Source organism: Kamptonema formosum PCC 10802 (assembly GCF_000332335.1).
Classification (GTDB): domain Bacteria; phylum Cyanobacteriota; class Cyanobacteriia; order Cyanobacteriales; family Oscillatoriaceae; genus Oscillatoria.
Genome location: NZ_KB235948.1, coordinates 3,990,922 through 4,014,618, shown reverse-complemented (window position 1 = coordinate 4,014,618; position 23,697 = coordinate 3,990,922). Strand labels below are relative to the sequence as shown.

Genomic DNA, 23,697 nt, shown 5'->3' with positions numbered 1-23,697 from the left:
GGCGTCTCGCCTGTTTTGGGGTGGGGGATGGGTGAGAGCCGGTGGGGCGGGCAAGGTAGAGTGGTAAAAGTCCTCGCTTGGGTGGCGAGAACTTCGCAGGTGTGCTTAGAACAAGATAGAGTGGTTTCAATCCCGTTTCCGGGATTCAGCTGGCCAAAAATCTTCTCCTCCTACCCCCTGCTAAAATCATGATCGCATTAATATGGGCTTCTTTGCACAACCGGGATGCTCCCGGATTGTGTGCCCTTCCCGCAGTGCTGCGCTACTGTTGCACTGGTTCTGTTCTCGCAGCTTGCTGGCCTTCGCGCCAAACAGCAGCAGGTTAATTTTCTCTGAGGCGTTAACGTACATCCACTGCTTGCGTAGGCGCAACGCCTAAGCGCTCTTAGCGCATTGTCGGAGAGTTCTGGGTGACGAGCGATGTAATCCTTGATGGCATCGGTGAACTCCCGGCGGATAATCTTGCCCTCGATCCGCAACTCGATGCGTCTTTGTAGGGCGTAGAACCATTGTATGGCAAGGCTTCTGGTGCTGTAGACGGATGGAATTAATGGGCGTATTAACTCTCCCACGTCAAAATAATTTTTCTTTTTGTGCAGTGAAATTCAATTATTGCATAAAAACTCTCGTGACATGGCCCAAATAGATGAATGCGTTTCTGATGCGAGGGATAATAATCCCCATACGTCTCAACTTGACCTATGGCGCACTTCCAGCGTTTTACTTCTTTTACTTCAATAAGCTGCTCTGCGGTTAGTAAGTCAATAAGTCCGGCGGGTGTGAAGACTTCCGTCTCCCCACCTAACTTTTTTTTGAGCTTGTTGACATACCAATCTTCTAAGTGTTTTATTGGGCCACTGCAACGGCTTTGAAGTGCTTTGTCTTTTGGTTTAGGATAGATAAGATATGTCCCAGCATATTCCTGAAAAGGGGCAACAGTATTTTGGACAATACTTTCTAGGATTAGCCGATCTCTTGGGTTTCCTTTCCTTGCCTGATAAATCCAATAAGCCATTGCTAATGCTGGAGGAATAGCCGATATTTTAGGAAGCCCCCGTCCTTTATGGTCTTTTTCTATTAATACCTTGTCCAAGACCAAATCCTTATATGGCAAGGCTTCAGGACTTGCAGACTTCCAGAACTGGCGAACACTAAGCTCGCCTTTTCCTACCGCTTCCGCTATCTGAGTCTGGCTCAGACGGTACTGGCCATCTTCTAGAAGGAAGACTTCCAGGGAAATATTTCCCAGCTGTATAACTGCGCGTCTGGCTCGCGCTGTATTAGACTGACTCATGCTTTGCCTCCTTTGTAGGCAGGGCCGGCAATCGCATCTGTTAGTAGCAGTGCGATTGCACAAGATTTTTATTGATATATACTAGCCTAAGGTTTAGGAAATGGCAACTATGGGCAAAAGAGGGAAACCTGACATCTGGGATGAGGTGAAGGGGAGGATCTGTATCACGGTGACGCCGACAGGAGTGCGAGGGCTGGATGCAGTGGCGGCTGAGATGAACCTGAGCCGCTCGGAGCTGATAGAGCAGATAGGGCGAGGGCTGCTCAAGGTGGTGCCCAGTGAGGAGGCGGCACCAGGGGAGGCGTTGCACATCAAAAGGATGAAACTGTAGGGGCAATCTCCCTGTAGTTGATCCGGGCGGGCAACAGCTGCCTGGGGCTAAGAGGTGGCAGTCTCCGTGGGGGGCACTGGTGCGGCCTTTGAGGCTCTGATAAGATGTGAGAGTGGCAAAGGCAGTCTATCTATCGGATAATCCCTGGGGCCTATGCTTGTGTGGCTGCTGCTTCAGGTATTAGGGCATACTGGATCTATAGGAATCTGCAGTTGCAGTTCCCTGGCCCAGTAAACGCTCTGTCGCCAGTTCGCTGTGGCTGTCTTCAATCACCCCAGCACCAACCTGTCGGGAGCCGAGCTGGGGCTAGAATGGCCAGTTCTACGGTTTCGATTTGTAATATTTCTTATTGTTGTGCGGCTTGCAAGGGGTTGTGCAATCGTCTGCACCACGATTAGATCGTGGTGCAGACGATAAAAAATTTGGGCCTCAAAAAATACATGACCCAGACCCCAGAGTACCGTCCAACTATCCAAAGCCGTACAGCCGGTAACCTGGTTAAGGTAGCACCCAACGAGAACCTGTTGAAGGTTCTCTGCTCTACGGCAACAACATCATCAGCGGTGCTTTTGTCCCCAGATCGAACGCTATCGGTCTGCACTTCTACCCCATCTGGGAAGCGGCTTCCCTCGATGAGTGGCTGTACAACGGGGACCCGTACCAACTGGTGATCTTTCACTTCCTAATTTTATTCCCCCAAAATTATGACCCCAACATTTTTTTATCTGATTCAGAGCAAATGAAATCCCTCGCTCAAACATCAGCCCCCATACTGGAGCGAGTAATGAGTTACGATTTATCAGTAATTCAAGAGCGATTTTTGAAGGATTATCCAGAATTAGCGAATCGTCTAGAAAGTATCGATATGCTTTACCGACAATATATGTACCTCTGTGCTATTAAACCCAAGAACATCTCTCTAGGTGTTCCTTCTGATGAAGTTGATAAATTTTGGCATTCCCACATAATTCACACACAATTATATCAAAAATTTTGCAAAAAAAATATTTCGGGAGATTTTATACACCACGCTCCCCACAGTAGAGCGACCTCACTACAAGAAAAGAAAATAGCGCAGCAAAACCTTTTCAATCTATTTTCGATTCACTTCAAAGATTCATTGTCTCGATTAGGAAAATCTTCTAGCTGCGGCCCTAATTGTACAGTAGATTGTTCCGATAATTGTTCTACTTGTAGTGATAATTGTGCAGGAGGAGGAAGCTGCGATAGCAATTGATAAACGGTCGTTAACAAAAAATAATACAAGCGATTGCTTCTATGGATATAGAAAATAAGAGGCGATCGCTTTTTGCAACTTCAAGCCCAGTCTCGATAAAGGCAAAGTTGGTCGCAGAAACCCGGTTTATTTTCCTTAGGCAGAAGCCGACAGCAGCAGATTGATGATTATTGCTAGCTATGCTCAGCAGGAATATCAACGATTTGAGCAACTGGATCGAGAAGCTGGGCTAGCACTAATGAAGCTGATTTATGCTGCCCGTGATGAAGGGGTCTGGATTATTCCAGTTTCAGGATTTCGTAATATTGCGGCTCAGGAGTTGCTGTTCAAAAGCCAGATTGAGCGGCGCGGATCTCCTGAAGAAGCCGCAAAGTTAAGTGCGCCAGCGGGCTATAGTGAGCACCACACTGGCTACGCTCTCGATATGGCAGATGGTTTATCTCCCAAAAAGGATATTACCTATGAATTTGAAAAAACTAATGCCTATCGGTGGCTAACTCTTCACGCAAAAGAGTTTGGCTTTGAGATGTCTTTCCCTGCTAACAACTCTCAAGGAGTAAGCTACGAGCCCTGGCACTGGCGATTTGTAGGTTCACCCCGCGCAACAGAAATATTTGCAGATGCAAGAAATTCAGGCTAGCTCATGCAACTACTCCTGAATAACCGCGCTTACCCCTTGCCCTTGCCACACCATCGGCAGGGGAAACGCGCATATTGTGAAGCCGGCTCTTGTTTTACCACACTTTAATAAAAGTGTCAACAAGTGCCGGTGTTCCTCTCTCTTGCATATAAACTGTTACAATCTCCCCCAACTGTAATCAAAAACTTGTTATTCGTCGCCAACTCCTAACCCGACTCCATCAATATACTCTATAAATCCGACCGGATGCTTCTCCATTCGGCAACACGACCTTCCTGGATATCTTTTTGACCGCGCTCAAAGGATTCCATAAAACCAGGTATTTCTAGCAGTTCATAAGTGGCTAGTTCACTCTCATTTTCTGCCCGGTATGTCAGGAAATGGGCGACAAATTGTAAGGCTTGCGGTGAGAGCAGGCGGGTGCGCTCATCCCGACTGGTGCGCAGCAGTTCTGCGAGCGCTTCGATAGCAGTAGAGTTGCCGGTGCCGATTTTCCCCAGGCTTTCTGCGGCTTCCCGGCGAGTTTCCTCATCCCGACTGGTGCGCAGGATTTCAATCAACCTATCGATGTCCTTATCTTCCATCTGACTCTCCCTTGGTTGGCCCAACCGGCACCCCAAATTTCGCTCATACCCCTGGCGGCATTGCTGGAGTCCTCGACCGGCGACTCCCCTCTCTACTTGCGTTAGGCTAATTATACCGTCTTGGCAAACGCTTAAAATCTTGCCTTTCACAGCACAACTTTATCACAATCGCATTAAAATGTCAACAAACAAACCTGGCAGGAGTTAAGGAACCGTGACTAAATCCCGCACAGAAGAAAGCTGGTTTGACGAAGGCATGGCCCTCCAGGATGAGGGCAAACACGCCGAAGCGCTGGAGTGCTTCCAAAAAGCCACTGAGATTAACCCCCATTTTATACCGGCCTGGGTTTACCAAGGTATAGCCCTAGAGCAATTGGGAAACTACGAAGAAGCCATTGCCCGCTACAGCAAGGCAATTGAAATCAATCCCAACGTCGCAGACCTGTGGTACAATAAAGGAGTGACGCTTTCCAATTTGCGCCGGCACTCTGAAGCCCTAGCCTGCTTTAATACAGTTCTGCAAATCGACCCCCACAACGCCATCGCCCAGACAGCGCGAGCGCTCACCCTAGCAGTTCCGCCCAACCCGATAAAATCCCCGCAAAAAAAAGACGAATTTCCGGAGCGAAGACCTGTCGAAGCTGAGGCAGAGATTGAGCTAAGCCAAACGAAGCAAATACACGCCCCCTCACCGGCAAGAGAAATCGAGTTGGGAGAATAAGCCGGCTGTCATGGGGCAGAGGGGGTTGCCGGTGGGGGAGCGCACGCCTGTCTTTCCTATGCAAGACTACCGTAGAATACTTAAAACCGTTCCCAAAGAGGCAGTCACGATGAACTGCGCACACCGCCACCAATGAAAATTGTCCCGGGGGCGGGGCGAGCACGGGGGCATCGCCCCTACAAGATTATTTTCAAGTCAGAGCCGACCGAGGCGCGTTCCCAGTCTCTGCCTGGGAACGAGGGTAATAGCTCAGCCATAATTACGGTGCGTTACGCAACGCGCTCCGCACCCTACAAAGGTACAAAGCTTAAAGCTTTGTCTGCCCCCGCTCCAACCTGTCCAGCAAATCCTCAGCAACCCGCATCCACTCCTCCCGCAAGCGAGTATCTTCAGGCTTATCACTCAAAGCACGCCCCTTTAATTCCGGGTGCCGGCGATAAAACAGCTCATCCACCTTCGGATAAAACACCGCCCTATCAATTTTCAACTTCTTGCGGCGCTCGCCAATTTTTTCCTGGCGAGCCAGTTCTGTCTTGCTCATGGATGTGCCCGGCAGCTTTGGCGCATTTGGCAACTTCGGGATTTCCGGAAACTTCGGCAGTTCCGGCAACTTCGGCAGTGCCGGCAACTTCACCACAGAAACAACTGATTGTACCAAAAACGCAATAATAATTCCAGGAACCAGAACCACCCCAATCCCTTTTGCAAACGATCCTCGCTGACGCCAAATCAGCTGGCTGTTGCTGATCCCGGTAGGATTGGGAACATTCCGCCCCAGTGCGCGAGCCACAATTTGCGTAGCGAGCGTCGAAAAGTTGGCATTTGCCGGCACTTGCCCAGGTTTGGGATTCACCGGCACAGCAGGTTGAGGAGCAGGTGGGGTGTAATAGACTGGAGTCGGGGTGGGATTCACCGGCACAAAAGGTGACGTCGGCACAGTGTAAGCTCCCCCTGGCAAAGCCCCGATCACCTCCCTAGCCGACTGGTAGCGGTCCCGGGGGCGGTACGATAGCATTCTATCGAGCACCGCGCCTAACTGGGGACTGACACTCACCTCGTTCCGCCAGCGCCAAGTCGCATTAACGCTGTCGTACAGATCCTTCGGATCTTTGCCGCTAAGCAACACCAAAACCGTCACCGCCAAAGCGTACAAATCGCTGCAAGGAAAAGCCTTCCCCTGACGCATCTGCTCATCTGGGGCGTAGCCCTCCTTCCCCACCGACGTGCCGGCGGGCTGTTGCGTGTACTGCGACAGGGCGCTAGCCGCTATCTGCTTGACCGCACCAAAATCAATTAAAACCGGCAGCCGGTCTGCCGTCCGCAAAATCAAATTATCTGGCGAAATATCTCGGTGGACAACCCCCTGTGAGTGGACATACTCCAGCACCGGCAAAAGCTGGATCAGCAGCTGAATCACTTCCGTTTCGCTCAACCGCTTGCGGGACTTGAGAAGCTGGTAGTAGGTTGGCCCCTCCACATAGTCCTGCACCAAAAACAGCGATTCCCGACTGGCATTCCTGACCCGGATCAGCTCGCGAAAGCGGGGCACTTGGGGGTGCTGCAGCTTGTAGAGCATGCCGGCTTCCCGCTCAAACAGCTCTTGAGCTTTTCGCAACTCATTCGCCCCTTGAACCTGGGGGGCAAATTCCTTGAGCACGCAAGACTCGCTGAACCGATTCATATCTTCAGCCAGGTAAGTGCGCCCAAACCCGCCATGTCCCAATTCACGCACTATCCGATAGCGATTCTCTAAAATTGAGCCGGCAACAAGAGCAGAGTTGTTGGTCATATATAACCCCGCACTTTTCGATACAGGAAGTGCGGTGTGGAACTGTACAGATAAGTCTTCTTTTATTGTAACCGGCTTGTTGCAATCTATATCCGGGCGGCTAGCCAGCTGTCAAATCGGCACCCTCGCCCCATCTCCCCGCAGCCGGCTCCCGTTCAGCCCGCCGGCTCCTGGCCCAGTCCGCTGCCGCCGGCACTCCCCCCCGCACTTCCGCTCCCCGCCACGCCGGCACAGCCCTGGAAAAAAATGTTGACAGGTGTCACTGCCGGTTGTATATCAATTTTTGGGCTTAATATGCACAGCTCCTGTCTCGCGCACTGAAAATTGCCGGCTCGCGGATTGTTGCAAAATGTTACACACCCCGGTATAATCCTAAGAAATGTAAATTACCGGGCCGGTGCGAGGCAAAGGCCAAAGCGACCTGCTCTCACCGGCTGTAGTATGGGGGCCGGGTTTCCCCAACCGCCGCTTGGGGGCAATCCGCCCTGAAATCCATACCAACTGACGCTCAGAGACTAGCTGTAAAACCCGGGTTTTTGTATTATAGATGTAATATAAAAGCTCAACAATAAATTTATAGGCCGGAAACGGCAAGGGGGGTGAAGCCAGTGACCACAACACTCAAGCATCACGATAATCCTGTAGTAGATATAGCGGAGGGAGTCTTCTTTCCCACCGCAATCCCCAGCGCCAACCTGCCCGCACTGCGAGCCGGGTTTGCCGGCTATCCTGCCAACCCCCGCTGGAACGCTGTTAAGTTTCATGCCTGGAAGTCCGGGCGTCAGCTGCGACAAGCACTGGCATCCGGCGAAATGGTGGTGCGTTCCAGTGACTCAATGCTGGTGGCGGCTCACAGCGTGGAGTGCGCCACAGAAAGCGTCCCGAAATCCAATTTACCGGGCAGCCGGCTGTTCCTCAATCTCTGGTTTCTTCCCCGACAGGCTGAATTGGCGTAGAAAGGGCATGCGGTATGGGGCGCGGGGAATTGGACAGGCGTCTCGCCTGTCAAGCGAGACCTTGATAGATCGGGTCAGCCCCGCCCCTGCCACCGGCACACATCTGGGGGAAGCCCGCCCCTAGAGCCGGCATCTCTATTAATCTCCAGCAAAGGCGGCACCCAGATTTGAACTGGGGAATCGGGGTTTTGCAGACCCCTGCCTTACCACTTGGCTATGCCGCCAGAGTTTATTGCTCGCAACATTGTTCATTATAGCAACTTTTCACCGCTGCGCAAGAAGCCGGCGTGAAATTATCTGGAAAATTTGGAAAATTTTTAGGAAAATTTTTGCGGTGCCGGTTGGGCCACGTCTGAGCGGCCCGCCGGCGCTCATGCCGGTGCGGGGAGTGCCGGTGGGGCACCCCAGAAACCCGGTTTCGTAGGGGCGGTGCCACCCACGGAGACCGCCCCTTCCGGGTTTCTCAGTAGGGGGCACCGGCGATGCGATTGCGCCAGTGGGTGACGGCAGTTCGCAAGCGCACCGGCGCGAGGCTGTCATACTGCGGGTAAACCGGCAAGCGCCGCACCAGATGCCAAGATGCCGGCTGGAGGATTTCTGCCAGCGCCCGGTAATGGGGGTGGGGGTAATCGGGATTCACCTCATCGCGGGGGCCAATGCCGCCCAAATCTCGGCCACCTGCTTCCAAGCAAGCCAGCAACAGGTGCGGTTGCTGGACTAAATTGGGTGGGATTTGCAGGGTCATTGCCGGTGGCAGGATCTGGCGGGCGAGGGCAACGACTTCTGGCAGCTTTTCGGCGCTAAACGCCGAAATCTTGCCTGTCTGCTGGCTTCCGGGGCTGTGGGGTTGCAGGATAACTTCTTGAATGTGGCCCCACCGGCAGTGAATCAAGGCAATCGCGTCCAAGGAAGCCCGCCAGTCGTCGGGAGTCTCCCCAATTCCTAATAATAGGCCGGTGGTGAAGGGAATCTGGAGCTGGCCCGCCCATTCCAGCTGTTGCAGCCGGCGTTCTGGGACTTTGCTCGGGGCGTGCCGGTGAACCGTTTCCAGCAGCTTCGGCGTCAGCTGTTCGAGCATCAGCCCCATCGAAACATTGACCTCTTTGAGGAGGGCCATTTCCTCAAAACTCAGCGGGCCGGCATTGGTGTGGGGCAGAAATCCCAGAGACAGCGCCAGTTCGCACAGGTCGTAAATGCGCTGGAACCAGGCAGATCGCCGGGGACTTTGGGGGTGAACCTCCCCGCTGAGGATGAGGATTTCGATAGTGCCGGTGCCTTGGAGCGCCTGCAGCTGCTTTTCTGCATGGGCCAATTCCATCCAGGGACTCTTCCCCGGATCGGTGCGGAAGTTGCAGTAGGTGCAGCGGTTAAAGCACTCGTATGTCGGAACCAGCGTGTGAGCGGGGCAGTAGGTGACGGTTCGGGACATTTGGATTGTGGATTGTGGATTGTGGATTTTGGATTGGGGCATTGGGCATTGGGGCAGTGGGCGATGGGGCATCATCGTTGGGCATTGCTGACAATCTTCCGCATGCCCCATGTGCCATGCCCCATGCGCCATGCCCCATCAGTCGAGCTCCGAGGTGTACGGGTATGTGCGAACGCGCCCGTCGCGCCGGTACAAGTCCAGGCTGCTCCATCCGACAACCCATAAGAAAACCTAATCACTCTCATAAGTAAAAAATTTCGTTAAACCCCTTTACAAATCTTAATTAGGTGTGTAATCTAGTAATCAAGGTAGAAAAAACGCTACCGACAACCTTGAAAAATAAATAACGGACTCATAAATCAATGACCACCACCTTACAGCGTCGCGAAAGCGCCAACGTTTGGGAACGGTTCTGCAGCTGGATCACCAGCACTGAGAACCGCATCTATGTTGGCTGGTTCGGGGTTCTGATGATCCCCACCCTGCTGACCGCCACCATCTGCTACATCATCGCCTTTGTCGCCGCTCCCCCAGTGGACATCGACGGCATCCGCGAGCCGGTTGCAGGCTCTCTGCTCTACGGCAACAACATTATCAGCGGTGCTGTTGTCCCCAGCTCGAACGCTATCGGTCTGCACTTCTACCCCATCTGGGAAGCTGCTTCCTTGGATGAGTGGCTGTACAACGGTGGCCCGTACCAGCTGGTGATCTTCCACTTCCTCATTGGCGTTTTCTGCTACATGGGTCGTGAGTGGGAACTCAGCTACCGCTTGGGTATGCGTCCTTGGATCTGTGTTGCTTACAGCGCTCCGGTTGCTGCTGCTACCGCAGTCTTCCTGATCTACCCGATCGGCCAAGGTTCTTTCTCCGACGGTATGCCTCTGGGTATCAGCGGAACCTTCAACTTCATGTTGGTGTTCCAAGCTGAGCACAACATCCTGATGCACCCCTTCCACATGCTGGGTGTTGCCGGCGTGTTCGGCGGTAGCTTGTTCTCCGCTATGCACGGTTCTCTGGTGACTTCTTCCTTGGTGCGTGAAACCACCGAAACCGAATCTCAAAACTACGGTTACAAGTTCGGTCAAGAAGAAGAAACCTACAACATCGTTGCAGCCCACGGCTACTTCGGTCGTTTGATCTTCCAATACGCTTCCTTCAACAACAGCCGTTCTCTGCACTTCTTCCTGGGTGCTTGGCCGGTCGTCGGTATCTGGTTCACCGCTCTGGGGATCAGCACGATGGCTTTCAACCTGAACGGTTTCAACTTCAACCAGTCCGTGATTGACAGCCAAGGTCGCGTTATCAACACCTGGGCTGATGTGATCAACCGCGCCAACCTGGGTATGGAAGTGATGCACGAGCGCAATGCTCACAACTTCCCCCTCGACTTGGCCAGCGTTGAAGCTCCCGCTATCAAGGGCTAAGAAATGTCATTCTGTAGAGACGCGACATGTTGCGTCTCTGCAAGACAAAAAAAGCGCTCTCCGTTTCCGGGGGGCGCTTTTTTGTTTGAACCGCCGCCGTGAAGAGTGGCCAAGAAAATGTGAGCCGCACGACCGCGCTCAGGCGCATAGCGGGCGAAGGCGCTATCCTCTAAGCTCTGATCGGAGGGAGGGCAAAAAGTTAGCCAGGGGTTTTCAGCTGGGATTCGTGGAAATGTGCTACCATAGTAGGCTAAACCGGCAGGAGGTTGAGAAGCCCTATGGATGTTCAGGAGCGAAATTGGAAGAATTTATGCAATAATCATGTGAGGGACTGGCACGGGATTTGGACGCGATATTCCCCGCAAGGAGAGATAACCGAATCTTTTCAAAGTCTCCGACACTTCCAAACTAATCCAGAACAGACGGAAGTGGAGCAAACCAATCGGTACATGTACGCTGAGGGCAAAACAGAGGAGCAAAGTTGGGAGTTTAATAAGCAGTCGAATAACTTGCTAGATGGACTTTTCCACCCACAGCGCGAGTCGATGAGAGGGGTTTTCTTTGACCAGGGGGCTGCTACTTGGGCAGAGAAAAAGATAGAAACAGGGTCGGCTTTTGGAGTGGAGTTGTTTTTTAGGCACGAGGAGTTGCGGCACAGCGTAGGCATAGTTTATGACGGCACCGGCAGTTTGATGCGGACGGCTAGTGTTCGCGAAGACGCCACCGGCTTCCCCAGTGAATACTGGTCAGCGGAACTCAATTTGTTGCCGGATCGAAATATCACCGGCAATTGGCAAGGAACTTCGGTGACGATGACACCCGATTTACAGGTTTCGCCGCCTGTGCCGGCACAACTGGAATGGCCGGTGGAAGGAAACCAAAGCTTCTTTTTCCCTGACGGAATTTCGTTGAGCTGTCCCAGCCAAGTGAGTGTTGGAACTCCGTTTAGTCTTGCTGCAAATTGGCTGGTGACACCCTCTTACCTGCAACAGCTCACCATCAAGTATGACGATTCGGGAGCTTTTTCGACGGTGACGTTTGAAGAATTCCACCGGCTTGACCCCTAGAGCCGGCAGTGCCCTCCCTACTGGCTTTTGAACAGTTGCACCGGCTGGACCAGTAGGGGCGGCACTGTCTCATAAAAAATTATTTCAATACGATTTGCCATCGCTGCCAAAATACTCGCGATAGCCACAAATCTTGCCTCCCCGAATGTCAAAAGAAACCGCTATCCGATTTTTGTAGGGTTCTCCCAACAGCGTCCCTTCGTCCCGAAACTCGAAGACAGCAGTCGTCTCGTTGCTGGTGACGCGCTCTACCAGCGTCACCGAAATCCCGCCGGGGAAGGCTTCATAAACATACTGCAAGAATTCGCGAAACCGCTCTTTACCGGCGTTCAAGCCGTGGTATTTGCCCACGGGGAACCAGAAAGTGAAATCGTCGGTGAGCATATCTAAAAACGCTTCCGACTCGCCGGTTTTCAGGGCGTGAGTGAAATGCCCGAATGCCCGGCGGGCAACTTCTATTGTGCTAAGCTCCTTTTCTGCCATCGCCCCTCACTCTTCAGTACGGCATTTTATAGATTATAAAATTATAGCGCGCTCGCGAGTTTCAGGGCAAGCAATCGGTTCCGTGCCCCTGACTTCAGTCCCACCGGCAGCCGCACGAGCCCCCCTGTAAAAGCTTTTGCGACGCTGACTTTTGAAAAATTCCGTGTTTCCCCGGACAGCCGGCAGTAGATATTGTACACCAGTGGGTGGTGGGGTTTGGATTCACATTCCACGCAACCGGCTCACAATATCACTCGGAGAATAAGACTGATGAACGTTGCAATCATCGGCTGTGGCTATGTGGGAACTGCTGTCGCTCGCCACTGGCGGAACTTGGGCTGTTTCGTCACCGCAACCACCACGAGCGACCGGCGCGTGGCAGAATTGGAAGAGGTCGCTCAGCGCGTGGTGGTGACGAAAGCTGACAGCGAAGCATCACTTCTATCTGCCATCCAAAATCAGGAGGCTGTCCTCCTGAGCGTCGCACCGGCAGGCGACAAACAAGTTGACGCCGAGGGGTACGAAAAAACCTACCTCGGCACAGCAGAAAATCTTGTCGCCGCCTTGAAGCATTCTCCAGCGGTCAAACAGCTCATCTATACGAGCAGCTGCGCTGTCTGCGGCAACAGGAACGGAGAGTGGGTGAGTGAAGAATCGCCGCTTTCTCCTGCTAACAGGCAAGCCGAAATCCTGCGCGACACGGAGCAAGTATTGTTGGGAGCCGCTGGTGAAAGCCTCCAGGTCTGTATCCTGCGCCTGGGAGGGATTTACGGTCCGGGACGGGAAATTAGAAAACGGTTTAATGTCTGCGGGAAAACCCTTCCTGGAAGTGGCGACAATTTCACCAATTGGATTCACCTCGACGACATTGCAGGCGCTGTGGAGTTTGCCCTAGCTAACCGATTGCAAGGAATCTACAATCTGGTTAACGATGAGCCGGTGCTGGCACGGGAACTGGCGGACCGGGTGTGCGTTCGTTACGGTTTTGCCAAAATACAGTGGGAGCCGGCGGAACACAACAGCCGCTCCTACAGCCTGCGCGTGTCCAATCAAAAGCTCAAGGCGGCGGGTTACAGGTTCACTCACAGTGAAACCCTGGTTTGACACTGTGCGGCAGCGTTGCGCATTAGTGAGATAAATTTCTCTCCTCCCCCCCTCCCCGAAGCGCGGCTATCCATTACCCACATTTTTCTTAACATAAAGTACATATTTCTTAAAAAATCCTGGAACATTGATGGGCTATAGTTTTAAGCATCCTGGGGCTAGAAGCGGGGAGCAATTAAGTTATGCTTGAATGGGCCAGTAGTGAGCTACAATACGCTCAACTAGGAGATCAGCGACGCCACAAGCGCTTCATTCGGATTGTGGACGATTTGGTGAGCCAACCTGGGGCGAGCGTGCCACAGGCATCAGGAGATAAAGCGGCCACTACCGCCGCCTATGATTTTTGGAAGTCTCCCTATTTTAGTCCGGCTGATATCCGTCAAGCTCATCAAAAGAGTACGATTGGCAGAATTCAGCGCCTTGAGCGAGTTTTAGCAATTCAGGATACCACAGACTTAAACTTTACTCATCATCCGGCCACCTCAGGACTTGGCCCGACTGATCATCCGGCACTGCGGGGGCTAAAAGTCCATTCAACCTTTGCCGTCAGCGAGCTCGGAGTGCCACTGGGATTAATAGATCAACAGGTATGGGCAAGAGATCCACAAACGGTGGGCATTGCTCAAAAGCGCCGTCAGCGAGAAACCAAAGATAAAGAGAGTCAGCGCTGGCTGAATGGACTGTCGCTGACACAACAGATAGTCCCGCCAGACATTGAGGTAGTGACAGTAGCGGATCGGGAAGGAGACATCTACGAACTATTTGCCATGCTCCGCCCGGCTAATTCACATTTGTTAATTCGCTGCACCCACAATCGCCGTGTCGAACATCAGGCAACTTATTTGCATGAAGCCATGCGTCAAACTCCCTCAGTTGGCCACCTAATTTTAGAGCTGCAGCGTCATCCAGAGCGTCCGGCAAGAATGGCCACCCTCACCCTAGGCTTCACCCCCATTAAAATTCAACCACCGCGCCATCATTTGAACCGACGGAAGCTCAACCCAGTTCGCCTGACTGTGGTGAGAGCAGTTGAAGAAAATCCACCCCAGGGTGAAACTCCAGTCAGCTGGTTATTACTCACAACTGTTCCGGTGTCCAGTTTTGATGATGCAGTTCGTTGCCTGCGCTGGTACAGTTATCGATGGCTGATTGAACGCTATCACTACACTCTGAAAAGTGGCTGCGGTCTGGAAAAGCTTCAGTTAGAAACAGCCCGTCGTCTTGAGATGGCTTTGGCCACTTATTCAATTGTGGCGTGGCGATTGTTGTGGCTGACCTATGAAGCTCGCAAGAATCCAGACACTCCTTGTGACACGGTTTTGTCAGCTCACGAGTGGCAGTCTCTTTATGCAACGATTCACCGGACGCCAAATCCCCCGTCCACACCGCCTTCGTTGCGAGAAGCCGTGCGCATGATTGCGCAACTTGGAGGCTTTTTGGGTCGTAAGGGTGATGGGGAACCGGGAGTCAAGACAATTTGGCGTGGGCTGTGTAGACTCCATGATATTGCCTCTACTTGGCAACTGAGGGACTCTGGCCACCCCAAAGAGGTGATGGACTTCCAAATGGGCTATACATAAATCTTCATTAAGAAAGATGTGGGTAATGGATAGCCGAAGCGCGGGGAGGGGGTTGGGGGGTGGGGTTCCCGAGTTTTAATCATCCTGGTGCAACGCCACGCCGGCAGGGGTGGGATTGTGGGCAAGGAGTGAGAATATTGAAATATACACTCTTTGCTTAGCCGCAAACATCATGGGCAATACCTTCGGTCACCTGTTCCGCATCACCACCTTCGGCGAGTCGCACGGCGGCGGCGTCGGCGTCGTCATAGACGGATGTCCGCCGCGACTGGAAATTTCTGCCGGAGAGATTCAAGTAGAGCTCGACCGGCGGCGTCCCGGACAGAGTAAAATCACAACCCCTCGCAAAGAAGCAGACACCTGCGAAATCCTCTCCGGGGTGTTTGAGGGGAAAACTCTCGGCACGCCGATTGCCCTCTTGGTGCGCAATCAAGACACCCGCCCCCAAGACTACGACGAGATGGCGAGCACATACCGCCCCTCCCACGCGGACGCCACTTATGACGCTAAATATGGCATCCGCAACTGGCAGGGGGGCGGGCGTTCCTCGGCGCGGGAAACCATTGGGCGAGTCGCTGCCGGCGCAATTGCTAAAAAAATCCTTAACAAAGTGGCCGGTGTGGAAATTGTCGGCTATGTGAAGCGCATTAAAGACTTAGAAGGTGCGGTCGATCCCAACACGGTAACGCTGGAACAAGTGGAAAGTAACATTGTCCGCTGTCCCGACGCGGAATGCGCTGAGCGGATGATTGAGCTGATCGAAGAAGTGCGCCGGCAGGGCGACTCCATCGGTGGGGTTGTGGAGTGCGCGGTTAGGAATGCGCCCAAAGGTTTGGGAGAGCCGGTATTCGATAAACTGGAAGCGGACTTGGCGAAAGCGGTGATGTCTTTACCGGCGAGTAAAGGCTTTGAAATAGGCTCCGGCTTCGCCGGCACCCTGCTCACCGGCAGCGAGCACAACGACGAATTTTACATCGACTCACAGGGCGCTGTCCGCACTCAGACCAATCGCTCTGGCGGCATTCAAGGCGGAATTTCCAACGGGGAAAACATTATTTTGCGAGTGGCTTTTAAGCCAACTGCTACAATTCGCAAAGAGCAGCGCACAGTGACCAGTGAGGGTGTCGAGACGGTACTGGCGGCGAAAGGCCGGCATGACCCTTGCGTTTTGCCCAGAGCCGTGCCTATGGTAGAAGCAATGGTTGCCTTAGTCCTGTGCGACCACCTGCTGCGCCATCACGGCCAGTGCCAGCTGCTGTAACGCCCCTGTCGGGTGGCCAGCACCAGAGGCAAAGCCTGCTGCCGGTGAGGCGCGAGCGCAAGTCCCCCCTGCGCCGGCGGGGCGTCTGGCCCTGTTGTGGCCCAGGCTGGCAGCGCTAGGGGGCAGCCAGATACAAGCTGCCCGCAGCCCTCTTTCGCCCGAGCCGACTGCCCCCGGACTCGTCGTTGCGAGAGGCTTGCAGATATTTGAGAGCGCCGGTGTTGCCTCAAGCCAACCCTGCTAAAAGGAAACAAAATATGATATAATATTTGGCTGCCTTGAACCAGTTTACTGAAGGGGCGCAAAGCGCTAAATTGTAAATGTTACCGTACAAATATCCCCACTCGAACATCTTGGAGGTTTGAGTGGCGTTGGGATAGAGTCGAAGAATACCCCGATGGGTCGTTGCCAGGGTGATATCTTCCCAGAGCCTGGGTGATTATCCCCACCCGGCGCGGCGGCCATTCCGTGCAGTCTTCCCGCGCATTCGCTAGCAAGTTCAACATGGCAAAGAGTTCTTCGTCCGAGTTTGTGATTCAATTCTGGGGTGTCAGGGGCAGTATTCCCTCCCCCGGAAAAGATACGGTTCGCTACGGCGGCAACACCTCCTGCGTAGAAATGCGCGTGGGCGGCAAACGCCTGATTTTTGATGGCGGCACCGGCTTGCAGCGCCTCGGCCAGAGCCTGCTGTCTCAGATGCCGGTGGAAGCCTACATCTTTTTTACCCACTACCACTGGGACCACATTCAAGGGTTTCCATTTTTTACCCCCGCCTTCATTCCCGGCAACTGCTTTTACATTCACGGGACAGTGCCGCCTGATGCGGAGTCCATGAAGCACCACTTCATCGAGCGGGTGCTGCACCCGAACTCCCCCGTTCCCCTGGCGGGTTTGCAAGCTGACCTGAAGTTTTATGACATCGTACCGGGCGATACGGTGACGCTGGACGACATCACCCTGGAAACTGGCTACCTCAATCACCCGAATAAGGCAATGGGATATCGGGTGACGTGGAATGGACACTCCGTATTTTACTGCACGGATACAGAACATTTCCCCGACCGCATGGATGAAAGCGTGCTGCACCTGGCGCAAAACGCCGATTTGCTGATTTACGACGCCATGTACACTGACGAGGAATATCACCACCCCAAATCCCCCAAAGTGGGCTGGGGGCACTCGACTTGGCAGGAAGGCGTGAAAGTGGCAAAGACTGCCGGTGTCAAGCGACTGGTAATCTTTCATCACGAGCCAACTCACTCGGATGATTTTCTCGACGGGATGGCAGAGCAAGTGCTGGAAGCTCATCCGAATTCGGTTCTGGCTCGCGAGGGGATGATTCTGGAAGTTGCCTAGGGGATTTTAGAGTTGAGATTTTAGATTTTAGATGGGGTCTGAAATCCTTGCATCCCCCCGTGCAAAAACGACTTGCCCTCAGAAAGCCGGTCGCGCGTAAAAGCCCAAGTGGTTCGCAACCGGGCGCTGCCTCATGGGAATGCGAGTGTGAATCGGTGCGTTCAAAGAGTGCGGGCCCCAAAAACCGGCAGCAACCAGCGCTGTCGATCCGCCGCCGTCGAGGTTGAGTACCGTGTGAGCGCCCAACTCCATGACAATATCCGTCAGTTCAGGTAAGGTAACGCCCTCGCTGTAGAGAGGCTGGCGTCCGTCAATAACAACCAGCCACATTTTCTCGCCGCGCTCATCAGTGGCAACCGCTGTGCGGGGATGCAGCTTGCTGTCCTGGTTCAGACGATCGGGCAGGGGCACGATTGCGCCCCGCTCCACCAGAATATCGCTGCCGGACAGCCCGTGGAGCGTACCTTTAGGGCAACTCTCCTGACGGATTTGAGCACGGTTATTCGCCGCCAAACACAAGACCGGCCAGTCTGCCTTGCTAGGGGAGTAGCTGACGCCATTTGAGATCCCTTGCCCCAATAAATTGACCGGATCTCCGCTGTGGGGATAGTAATCGAACGGCCCTTTCTCATGGAAGGGGTAAAAGAAGCTGCCATTGATGGCGAGTTGCAAGTTGAACTGCCTGAGAAATTCAGAGGTGGTGCGGGCGGGATACTCCTCAAGCCAGTCTCTCTTTCCCGGCGTAACAAGCGCCCCAATTCCCGGCGCGGTGAGGTCGATAGTAACGACGTGTATCATCAAAGGGCGCGGCGCTGAGCGGGGTTCGCGCTTGTAGGTGATGCCTTGAAACAGCTGTTTCTGTAGCGGGGTGCGGTGCGGGCGGCTGAGAGCCAGTCCGCCATAGAAGAGTGCCGGCAATCCTACAACAGCAATTGCCGCAGCAATTAGGAATCGTTTGAGTGGGATTTTAGGCCGAAAGTTCACGAGCTTTCTGATGTTCCGGGGGCATATTCTAATTATTATAACTGCTTCAGACCCACGATTGGCGAGAGAAGATTGAAATAAATATAAAATCAGGCCCGGCGCTGGAATTGATATTCCCTGTTCTATTTCTGACTCAACAGGCAGCTTTTGCCAACCGGCCCAACCCCTGAACGCCCTCCTCTCCGCGCACCGGGCGCGTTCTTGGCGCTCTGCACTGCGGGAAGCCGTATGCCCTAGGCGCTTTGCGCCGGTAGCTCAACCCTGCGGGAAGCTGCTGGCGCGTCTGTGGCGGTTTATCCCCAAGTCCCCCCCACCGGCTCCCTGAAAAAATTTCAAACCTTCCCGGAAGCCCCCAACCGGCGGGGGAATAGAAAGAGCAAGATGCACCCTGATGCACCCCCCTCCCAGACAAGTTCTGGGGGGGGATTTTTTTTTCTTCTTCAAACCTTCCCGGAAGCCCCCAACCGGCGGGGGAATACAAAGAGCAAGATGCACCCTGATGCACCCCCCTCCCAGACAAGTGCTGGGGGGGGATTTTTTTTCTTCTTCAAACCTTCCCGGAAGCGCTCAACCGGCGGGGGAATAGAAAGAGCAAGATGCACCCTGATGCACCCCCCTCCCAGACAAATGCTGGGGGGGGATTTTTTTTCTTCTTCTGAACGAGAGCGCTACACGCCCGCATCCTCCTCGTAATCGGACGTGTCAAACAGCTCGCCCGCAGCCGTGCCGGCACCCACTAAAATTTGCTTCGCCCGTTCTAAATACCGGTCTTCCAAATCTGCCTGATTTGCCAGCTGAATCCCCTCGGTGAAAAAGTGGTCTTGCCCCGCGACCCATGCGACGCCCGCGCCGAAGTGTGCTTGTCAAGAGCGCAATCGGGAATCTCCTGATGGGGCAGCGCGCCCGCATAGTAAGTGATGGTTGCGCGATCTACAATCCGCGACTTCTTCGCCCGCACCAACAGCAGAATCCCGTGCACTAAAAACAGCCGTTCTGGATTGTGTTTTTCGTCTTTCTTCTTGCGCTGCGCCAGCCACATCTGATACAGTGACCAGAGAACCGCCGGCATCACCGGCTCAGCCAGCCCGATATCCTCCGAAACAATAATCCGCATCCGTTTCCAGGCATACTCGCCATAACCGCTCTTATCCAGTTCTGTTCCCCAGTAAAGCGCCTCTTCCTCCAGTCCGCGCCGAATGGATTTCTGGAACGCAGACGCAACTTCAGAGAACATGTAGCCGTTCGCCGTTTTCAACAACATGGGCCAATCCTGTCAAAAGCTACAAATGTAGTATAGCACAGACTGCTGTAATCCGGCAGCGCCTAATTCTGGTAATTTGAGGCTGTAACACAGCAGAGCGAAACCCAGCCATGCGCGAAAACCAACTCAAACGAAAACTCAAGCGGGGCGAAGCCGTACTGGGCCCATTTGTCAACTGCCCCTACCCCGCCTTCATTGAAATCTGCGGACTGGCGGGCTTTGACTTCGCCGTTATTGACATGGAGCACGGTCCGCTGGACACCCTCGCCGCCGAAGACCTCTGCCGCGCCGCCGACTGCGTTGGACTCGCGCCGGTGGTGCGGGTGCGCAAGAATGACGCGCCGCAAATCCAGCGAGCCCTTGACATCGGCAGTGCCGGCGTCCAAGTCCCGCAAATTGAAACCAAAGAAGACGCCGAAGCGGCGGTGCGGGGTGCCAAATACAGCCCCCTCGGTGCGCGCGGTCTTTCCTTCAACACCCGCGCTGGACTTTACACAGCCGCCGGCACCCAAATCACAGACCAGCTCAACGAAGAATCCCTGGTGGTGATTCACGTCGAAGGGCGGCGCGGTGTCGAGAACCTCGAAGAGATCCTCACCGCACCTCACATTGACGTTATCTTTCTCGGACCTTACGACCTGTCCCAGTCCTTGGGCATTCCCGGACAGGTGCGAGATCCGCGCGTCATCGAGCTGATGCAAAGCGCCGTGGCCCGCATCCGCAGCGCAGGCAAAGCTGCCGGCACCTTTGCCGACAGTCCCGAAATCGCCAAGCAGTGGATTGATGCCGGTGTTCAGTACATTGGACTGGGCGTCGATGTGGCCATCTTCCTGCGAGCGTGCGAGGCGCTCGTCAAAGCGGTGCGGAGTTAGGGAAGGCCCTACCGTCTGCTCACCCAACTCAAAAACTGACGTTTCTGCCGGATTGAAACGGCGGAGAGTTTTGCTGCACCGGCGAACGGCTGTTCTCTCTGGCAGGACCGTTCGCCTCCGCTCCGAGCTGGCTGGCAAGTCCCACCGCGCTATATCATAACTTGGCACTTTTTGTAGTCAATTTAGCAACGCTTTTAAAAAATGTGTTCTATACTGAGGGTAGAAACCCCCTTAAGTAAGGATTAAGGACAAGGCTCGCGGGAAAACGAGGGAAAAAAGTATGCAAACCGTATTGGGATGGCCAATTTTAGATTACGCGATTAGCTTTGCTTTAGAAAAAGTCAGTTCCATAAAGCTAGAGGGATTCAAGCGATTTTTTGCCGATCTGCCGGCAGACCCTTATGTGAGAGGGAAATATCGCTACCGGAGATTATCTCGTTTCCAAATCTCTGGGAACGAGCTAATCCAGCTCCCTCATGGCTACCTTTACCAAAGCAAAGACTACAACCCCTTAGTGGGAGATGTCAAGAGAGAGTTTGCCGAACTCGATGAGGCGCTTATCGCCCTTGATGAGTTTAAAAAACTTGTCTTTGAATTTAGCGATTACTGCAAACTCGCTCCGGGAGTTGAAATAGGGGTTCACCAAATCAGGACAACCTGCTCGCCGAACAATTTTGGCAACCCTGCGCCGGAAGGGATTCACCGAGACGGGTGCGAGTTTATCGGCATCTTCTCGGTTGACCGGCAAAATATCCAAGGCGGAGAAACCCATCTGTACACAGCCAAGAAAGAAAAGCCCATTTTTCATAAAATCCTGAACCCGGGCGAACTGCTGTTGCTGGATGACAGGGAATTTTTCCACTTCACCACTCCCATTAAACCGGTAGCTGACGCTGAGGGAACGCGGGACGTATTTGTCCTGACTTCACCGAGCTTGCTGACCGATTAAATTCCAGAAACCCGGTTTCTTTAAGAAACCGGGTTTTTCAGCAGCTCACTCATATGAAAAACGCTCTCAGTGTGTAGTGAGAGATTTAGCCCTCACCCAAGTAAGGGCTAAAGGTAGGGGCTAAAGCCCTTACTGCAAACAGGACATCAATCCTGTGTGTGCCAAGAAATGGGGAGACTGGGCTGGGCTTGCTCACCGGCATCACCGGCACTGGGTTGGGTTTCGAGATCGAGCATGCTAACCGCTCTGCTGTAAATCTCCTCAGCCTGCTGCGGAGAATTGCCAATACTCGTCAGCCCCAACTTGCCGAACTGAGACAGACAGCCCATGAGATGGAAAACCGTGCCGGTTTCCGTGCTGCTGTCAAAGTGCAGCTGGTTGTAAGCAATGATATCCATCAAATCGTTGGGCAGCAACCCCCGGTAGCGCTCTTTTTGCAGGTTGTCGGTGGCGACGTAATACTTCGGACGCCCGTGCTGGCTGTAAAACAGGCCGGTCGAGCGCTCGTACCGGCCATTCGTGAGCAGCTTGAGCGTCATAAACGGATGAGTCGTCCCGCCTTTGCGCAGGTTAATCTCAATCGCCTGCAAATCCCACCGGCCATCCTCTTGCCGCACCGCCATAAAATCCACCCCAAACCGCTCCAGCGCCCCTTTTTCCGCCAATTTCATGCCAACTGTCGCTCCCAGCTCCTGCAACCTCAGCCGGTAAGCCTCATCCGCCGGAAACCGGCAGCCGAGAAAAATCTGGCCATCGGGCCCGCCTAAAATCTGGTCGTGGGTGGAGAGGATTTCCACCTCGCCGGTGGGGGTGATGCGCGCTTGGACGCTGGGAGATCGCTTCACTTCCCCTCCCACAAACGCCTCGACAATAGCCCCCAACTCCCGGATGCGGGTGGTGAAATTTTCCCAGGTTTCACCGGCAGCTTGGAAGCGCAAAAAGGGGAAGCTGGCGCGAATCGCCGCCGCTCGCTGTGCCGGCGGGACATCCTGCAGGGGGCGCAATTCTAGCAGCGCGTTGCCCTCCCCAGAAAACCCCTCATTAAGTTTAACCACCATCCGCTGCAAAGCCGGTTGCGCGCCCCAAATTTCGGCGGTGGCTTCAGCAAGATCGTCAGCATTCCAAACCAGGGAGCTGCCGGCGGGATGGGGGATACCGCACTCAGCAAAAATTTGCCGGCTGCCGCTTTTAGTGCCCCAGCAGAGCAAATCGGGATCGAGCGCCAGCAAGGGGATGCCCAACAGTAAAGAAAACTCCTTCTCTAAAGAAGTGGAGTTAAAGCATACCATGTACGATTTTCCCGGTCGCAATGCCTGCCGTATCCGCTCGATCAGCCGGTGGCGCTCTAGAATCTTGTGGATTAAAGACTTGGGAGAAGAATCGTAAGTCGATAAGAGCAGCAAGCGCTCGCGAGCGTGAGAAAACGGAATTCCCGGCAACAGGTGGAGGTAGTAATCAATCACGCTGGGGTGCAGCGGTTGCGACGTGACGTAAATCAGCCGCGTCCGGGGGTTCCGCAGACGGATTAAAGAAAAAAGGTGTCGCTCTTCGTAGTGATCTGCGCCCTGAATCTTCTCCAATTCTCGCTGGTCGAGGCTGAGAGAGGGGACGACCAAAATATCGTAATCCCCACGGTCGAACTGCTCAATCGTGTGCCAGCGATCGCGCAGCTGTGCCTGCAGCTGCTGGAAAAGCTCAGCCTGTTTAGTGCCAGAGAAACTCAGCGTTTGCATAGCCTCAACTCCACTCAGAAGCCTCCTGTCCTAATCTTAGCGAGCCGGACAGATAAACAGGCTTCAATTGTCATATTTGGTAATGTTTGGCAAACACAGCCCTTTCAGCCCGTCGGTCGAGCTGTAGTATTACCAATTCCTAAATAAGCCGGCATAATACAGTGGGCTGTAGGGGGGGTTGCAAGAGGAACGCACCCTACAAGTCTGCTGTGGCGTGTTGCCCCCGGGCCACTGGATGCCGAGGGCCTAGTGCCGAGCGCCCGCCCTCTAAATTATACCCTTCCAGACTCCCCCTGGGAATGCCCCTTTGGAGGCTCTGACTTGAAAAGGTTCGTAGTTGGGCTTTAGCCCTACCGGATCTCCCGCGCTCCGGCCAAGTTTTCATTGGTGGCGGTGTGCGAAGTTCATCGTGACTGCCTTGAAAAGGTTCGTAGTTGGGCTTTAGCCCTACCGGATCTCCCGCGCTCCGGCCAAGTTTTCATTGGTGGCGGTGTGCGAAGTTCATCGTGACTGCCTCGTTTCAAGAGACAAGCCGATTGGGAGCCTAACAGTTTAGAAGTCGTTCAGGTGGCTTTTAGCTTTTTCTCGAAGAGCCTGGCCGGTTTATAGACCTATTAATAATTATCTATTGTTGGGATTGAT

22 protein-coding genes, 1 tRNA gene and 1 pseudogene are annotated in these 23,697 nt (G+C 53.7%); 15 read left to right on the top strand and 9 right to left on the bottom strand.

Annotated elements, in window-relative coordinates:
- Window positions 1-559: 559 nt before the first annotated feature.
- A complete protein-coding gene (locus OSC10802_RS44515) occupies window positions 560-1,294 on the bottom strand; it encodes a hypothetical protein (RefSeq protein ID WP_017718024.1) in 735 nt (244 codons plus the stop codon).
- Between the two features lie 100 nt (window positions 1,295-1,394).
- Here OSC10802_RS44515 and OSC10802_RS40655 point away from each other — a divergent pair, with 100 nt between their 5' ends.
- From OSC10802_RS40655 to OSC10802_RS0117260, 4 genes and pseudogenes are all read left to right on the top strand, one after another.
- A complete protein-coding gene (locus OSC10802_RS40655) occupies window positions 1,395-1,625 on the top strand; it encodes a hypothetical protein (protein ID WP_063711961.1) in 231 nt (76 codons plus the stop codon).
- Between the two features lie 514 nt (window positions 1,626-2,139).
- Window positions 2,140-2,313, top strand: a pseudogene (locus OSC10802_RS46365) (photosystem II q(b) protein); the annotation flags it as partial.
- 96 nt (window positions 2,314-2,409) lie between these two features.
- On the top strand, window positions 2,410-2,862 hold the full coding sequence (locus OSC10802_RS50150) for a UCP032817 domain-containing protein (protein ID WP_155967979.1): 453 nt from the start codon (window positions 2,410-2,412) through the stop codon (window positions 2,860-2,862).
- Window positions 2,863-3,025: 163 nt separating this feature from the next.
- Entirely contained in the window at window positions 3,026-3,502 is a 477-nt protein-coding gene (locus OSC10802_RS0117260) for a M15 family metallopeptidase (protein WP_017718020.1), read from the top strand.
- Window positions 3,503-3,732: 230 nt separating this feature from the next.
- On the opposite strand, the gene OSC10802_RS46360 is transcribed toward OSC10802_RS0117260, so the two are convergent.
- Window positions 3,733-4,236, bottom strand: a complete 504-nt coding sequence (locus OSC10802_RS46360) for a HEAT repeat domain-containing protein (protein WP_155967976.1) — start codon at window positions 4,234-4,236, stop codon at window positions 3,733-3,735.
- Between the two features lie 64 nt (window positions 4,237-4,300).
- Here OSC10802_RS46360 and OSC10802_RS0117250 point away from each other — a divergent pair, with 64 nt between their 5' ends.
- On the top strand, window positions 4,301-4,807 hold the full coding sequence (locus OSC10802_RS0117250) for a tetratricopeptide repeat protein (RefSeq protein WP_017718018.1): 507 nt from the start codon (window positions 4,301-4,303) through the stop codon (window positions 4,805-4,807).
- A 307-nt stretch (window positions 4,808-5,114) separates the two neighbouring features.
- Here the strand turns inward: OSC10802_RS0117250 and OSC10802_RS40650 are convergent, their stop codons facing one another.
- Window positions 5,115-6,596 (bottom strand): serine/threonine-protein kinase, encoded by a 1,482-nt coding sequence (locus tag OSC10802_RS40650; RefSeq protein WP_017718017.1) that lies wholly within the window; start codon window positions 6,594-6,596, stop codon window positions 5,115-5,117.
- A 608-nt stretch (window positions 6,597-7,204) separates the two neighbouring features.
- Between OSC10802_RS40650 and OSC10802_RS0117235 the strand changes: the two genes are divergently transcribed.
- Window positions 7,205-7,552: a hypothetical protein gene (locus OSC10802_RS0117235; protein WP_044171140.1), complete on the top strand. Its 348-nt coding sequence runs from the start codon at window positions 7,205-7,207 to the stop codon at window positions 7,550-7,552.
- 152 nt (window positions 7,553-7,704) lie between these two features.
- On the opposite strand, the gene OSC10802_RS0117230 is transcribed toward OSC10802_RS0117235, so the two are convergent.
- A tRNA-Cys gene (locus OSC10802_RS0117230) sits at window positions 7,705-7,776 on the bottom strand.
- Window positions 7,777-8,015: 239 nt separating this feature from the next.
- On the bottom strand, window positions 8,016-8,981 hold the full coding sequence (gene cofG / locus OSC10802_RS0117220; RefSeq protein ID WP_017718013.1) for a 7,8-didemethyl-8-hydroxy-5-deazariboflavin synthase subunit CofG: 966 nt from the start codon (window positions 8,979-8,981) through the stop codon (window positions 8,016-8,018).
- Between the two features lie 362 nt (window positions 8,982-9,343).
- Here cofG and OSC10802_RS0117215 point away from each other — a divergent pair, with 362 nt between their 5' ends.
- Both OSC10802_RS0117215 and OSC10802_RS0117210 read left to right on the top strand, forming a co-directional pair.
- The gene (locus OSC10802_RS0117215) at window positions 9,344-10,405 is read left to right on the top strand and encodes a photosystem II reaction center subunit D1 (protein WP_017718012.1); all 1,062 of its coding nucleotides are present in this window, start codon (window positions 9,344-9,346) and stop codon (window positions 10,403-10,405) included.
- A 278-nt stretch (window positions 10,406-10,683) separates the two neighbouring features.
- A complete protein-coding gene (locus OSC10802_RS0117210; protein WP_017718011.1) occupies window positions 10,684-11,472 on the top strand; it encodes a DUF3598 family protein in 789 nt (262 codons plus the stop codon).
- A gap of 84 nt (window positions 11,473-11,556) precedes the next feature.
- On the opposite strand, the gene OSC10802_RS0117205 is transcribed toward OSC10802_RS0117210, so the two are convergent.
- Complete coding sequence (locus tag OSC10802_RS0117205; protein ID WP_017718010.1) at window positions 11,557-11,955, bottom strand: nuclear transport factor 2 family protein; 399 nt, start codon at window positions 11,953-11,955, stop codon at window positions 11,557-11,559.
- A 270-nt stretch (window positions 11,956-12,225) separates the two neighbouring features.
- Here OSC10802_RS0117205 and OSC10802_RS0117200 point away from each other — a divergent pair, with 270 nt between their 5' ends.
- From OSC10802_RS0117200 to OSC10802_RS0117185, 5 genes are all read left to right on the top strand, one after another.
- Entirely contained in the window at window positions 12,226-13,059 is an 834-nt protein-coding gene (locus tag OSC10802_RS0117200) for an SDR family oxidoreductase (RefSeq protein WP_017718009.1), read from the top strand.
- A 182-nt stretch (window positions 13,060-13,241) separates the two neighbouring features.
- Entirely contained in the window at window positions 13,242-14,639 is a 1,398-nt protein-coding gene (locus tag OSC10802_RS0117195; protein ID WP_017718008.1) for an IS4 family transposase, read from the top strand.
- 172 nt (window positions 14,640-14,811) lie between these two features.
- On the top strand, window positions 14,812-15,900 hold the full coding sequence (aroC, locus tag OSC10802_RS0117190) for a chorismate synthase (protein WP_017718007.1): 1,089 nt from the start codon (window positions 14,812-14,814) through the stop codon (window positions 15,898-15,900).
- The gene (locus OSC10802_RS55685) at window positions 15,885-16,019 is read left to right on the top strand and encodes a hypothetical protein (RefSeq protein WP_255349147.1); all 135 of its coding nucleotides are present in this window, start codon (window positions 15,885-15,887) and stop codon (window positions 16,017-16,019) included. The genes aroC and OSC10802_RS55685 overlap by 16 nt, the downstream gene beginning before the upstream one ends.
- A gap of 385 nt (window positions 16,020-16,404) precedes the next feature.
- Window positions 16,405-17,256, top strand: a complete 852-nt coding sequence (locus OSC10802_RS0117185) for an MBL fold metallo-hydrolase (RefSeq protein WP_017718006.1) — start codon at window positions 16,405-16,407, stop codon at window positions 17,254-17,256.
- Between the two features lie 78 nt (window positions 17,257-17,334).
- On the opposite strand, the gene OSC10802_RS0117180 is transcribed toward OSC10802_RS0117185, so the two are convergent.
- A complete protein-coding gene (locus tag OSC10802_RS0117180; RefSeq protein WP_017718005.1) occupies window positions 17,335-18,240 on the bottom strand; it encodes a phosphodiester glycosidase family protein in 906 nt (301 codons plus the stop codon).
- A 757-nt stretch (window positions 18,241-18,997) separates the two neighbouring features.
- The gene (locus OSC10802_RS40645) at window positions 18,998-19,501 is read right to left on the bottom strand and encodes a hypothetical protein (protein WP_155967973.1); all 504 of its coding nucleotides are present in this window, start codon (window positions 19,499-19,501) and stop codon (window positions 18,998-19,000) included.
- 110 nt (window positions 19,502-19,611) lie between these two features.
- On the opposite strand from OSC10802_RS40645, the gene OSC10802_RS0117165 reads away from it, so the two are divergent.
- Window positions 19,612-20,373 carry an HpcH/HpaI aldolase family protein gene (locus tag OSC10802_RS0117165; RefSeq protein ID WP_017718003.1) on the top strand — a complete coding sequence of 254 codons (762 nt, stop codon included), beginning with the start codon at window positions 19,612-19,614 and terminating at the stop codon, window positions 20,371-20,373.
- A 280-nt stretch (window positions 20,374-20,653) separates the two neighbouring features.
- Window positions 20,654-21,322, top strand: a complete 669-nt coding sequence (locus tag OSC10802_RS0117160; RefSeq protein ID WP_017718002.1) for a 2OG-Fe dioxygenase family protein — start codon at window positions 20,654-20,656, stop codon at window positions 21,320-21,322.
- Between the two features lie 146 nt (window positions 21,323-21,468).
- Here the strand turns inward: OSC10802_RS0117160 and OSC10802_RS40640 are convergent, their stop codons facing one another.
- Window positions 21,469-23,055 carry a peptide ligase PGM1-related protein gene (locus tag OSC10802_RS40640; RefSeq protein WP_017718001.1) on the bottom strand — a complete coding sequence of 529 codons (1,587 nt, stop codon included), beginning with the start codon at window positions 23,053-23,055 and terminating at the stop codon, window positions 21,469-21,471.
- Window positions 23,056-23,697 lie beyond the last annotated feature (642 nt).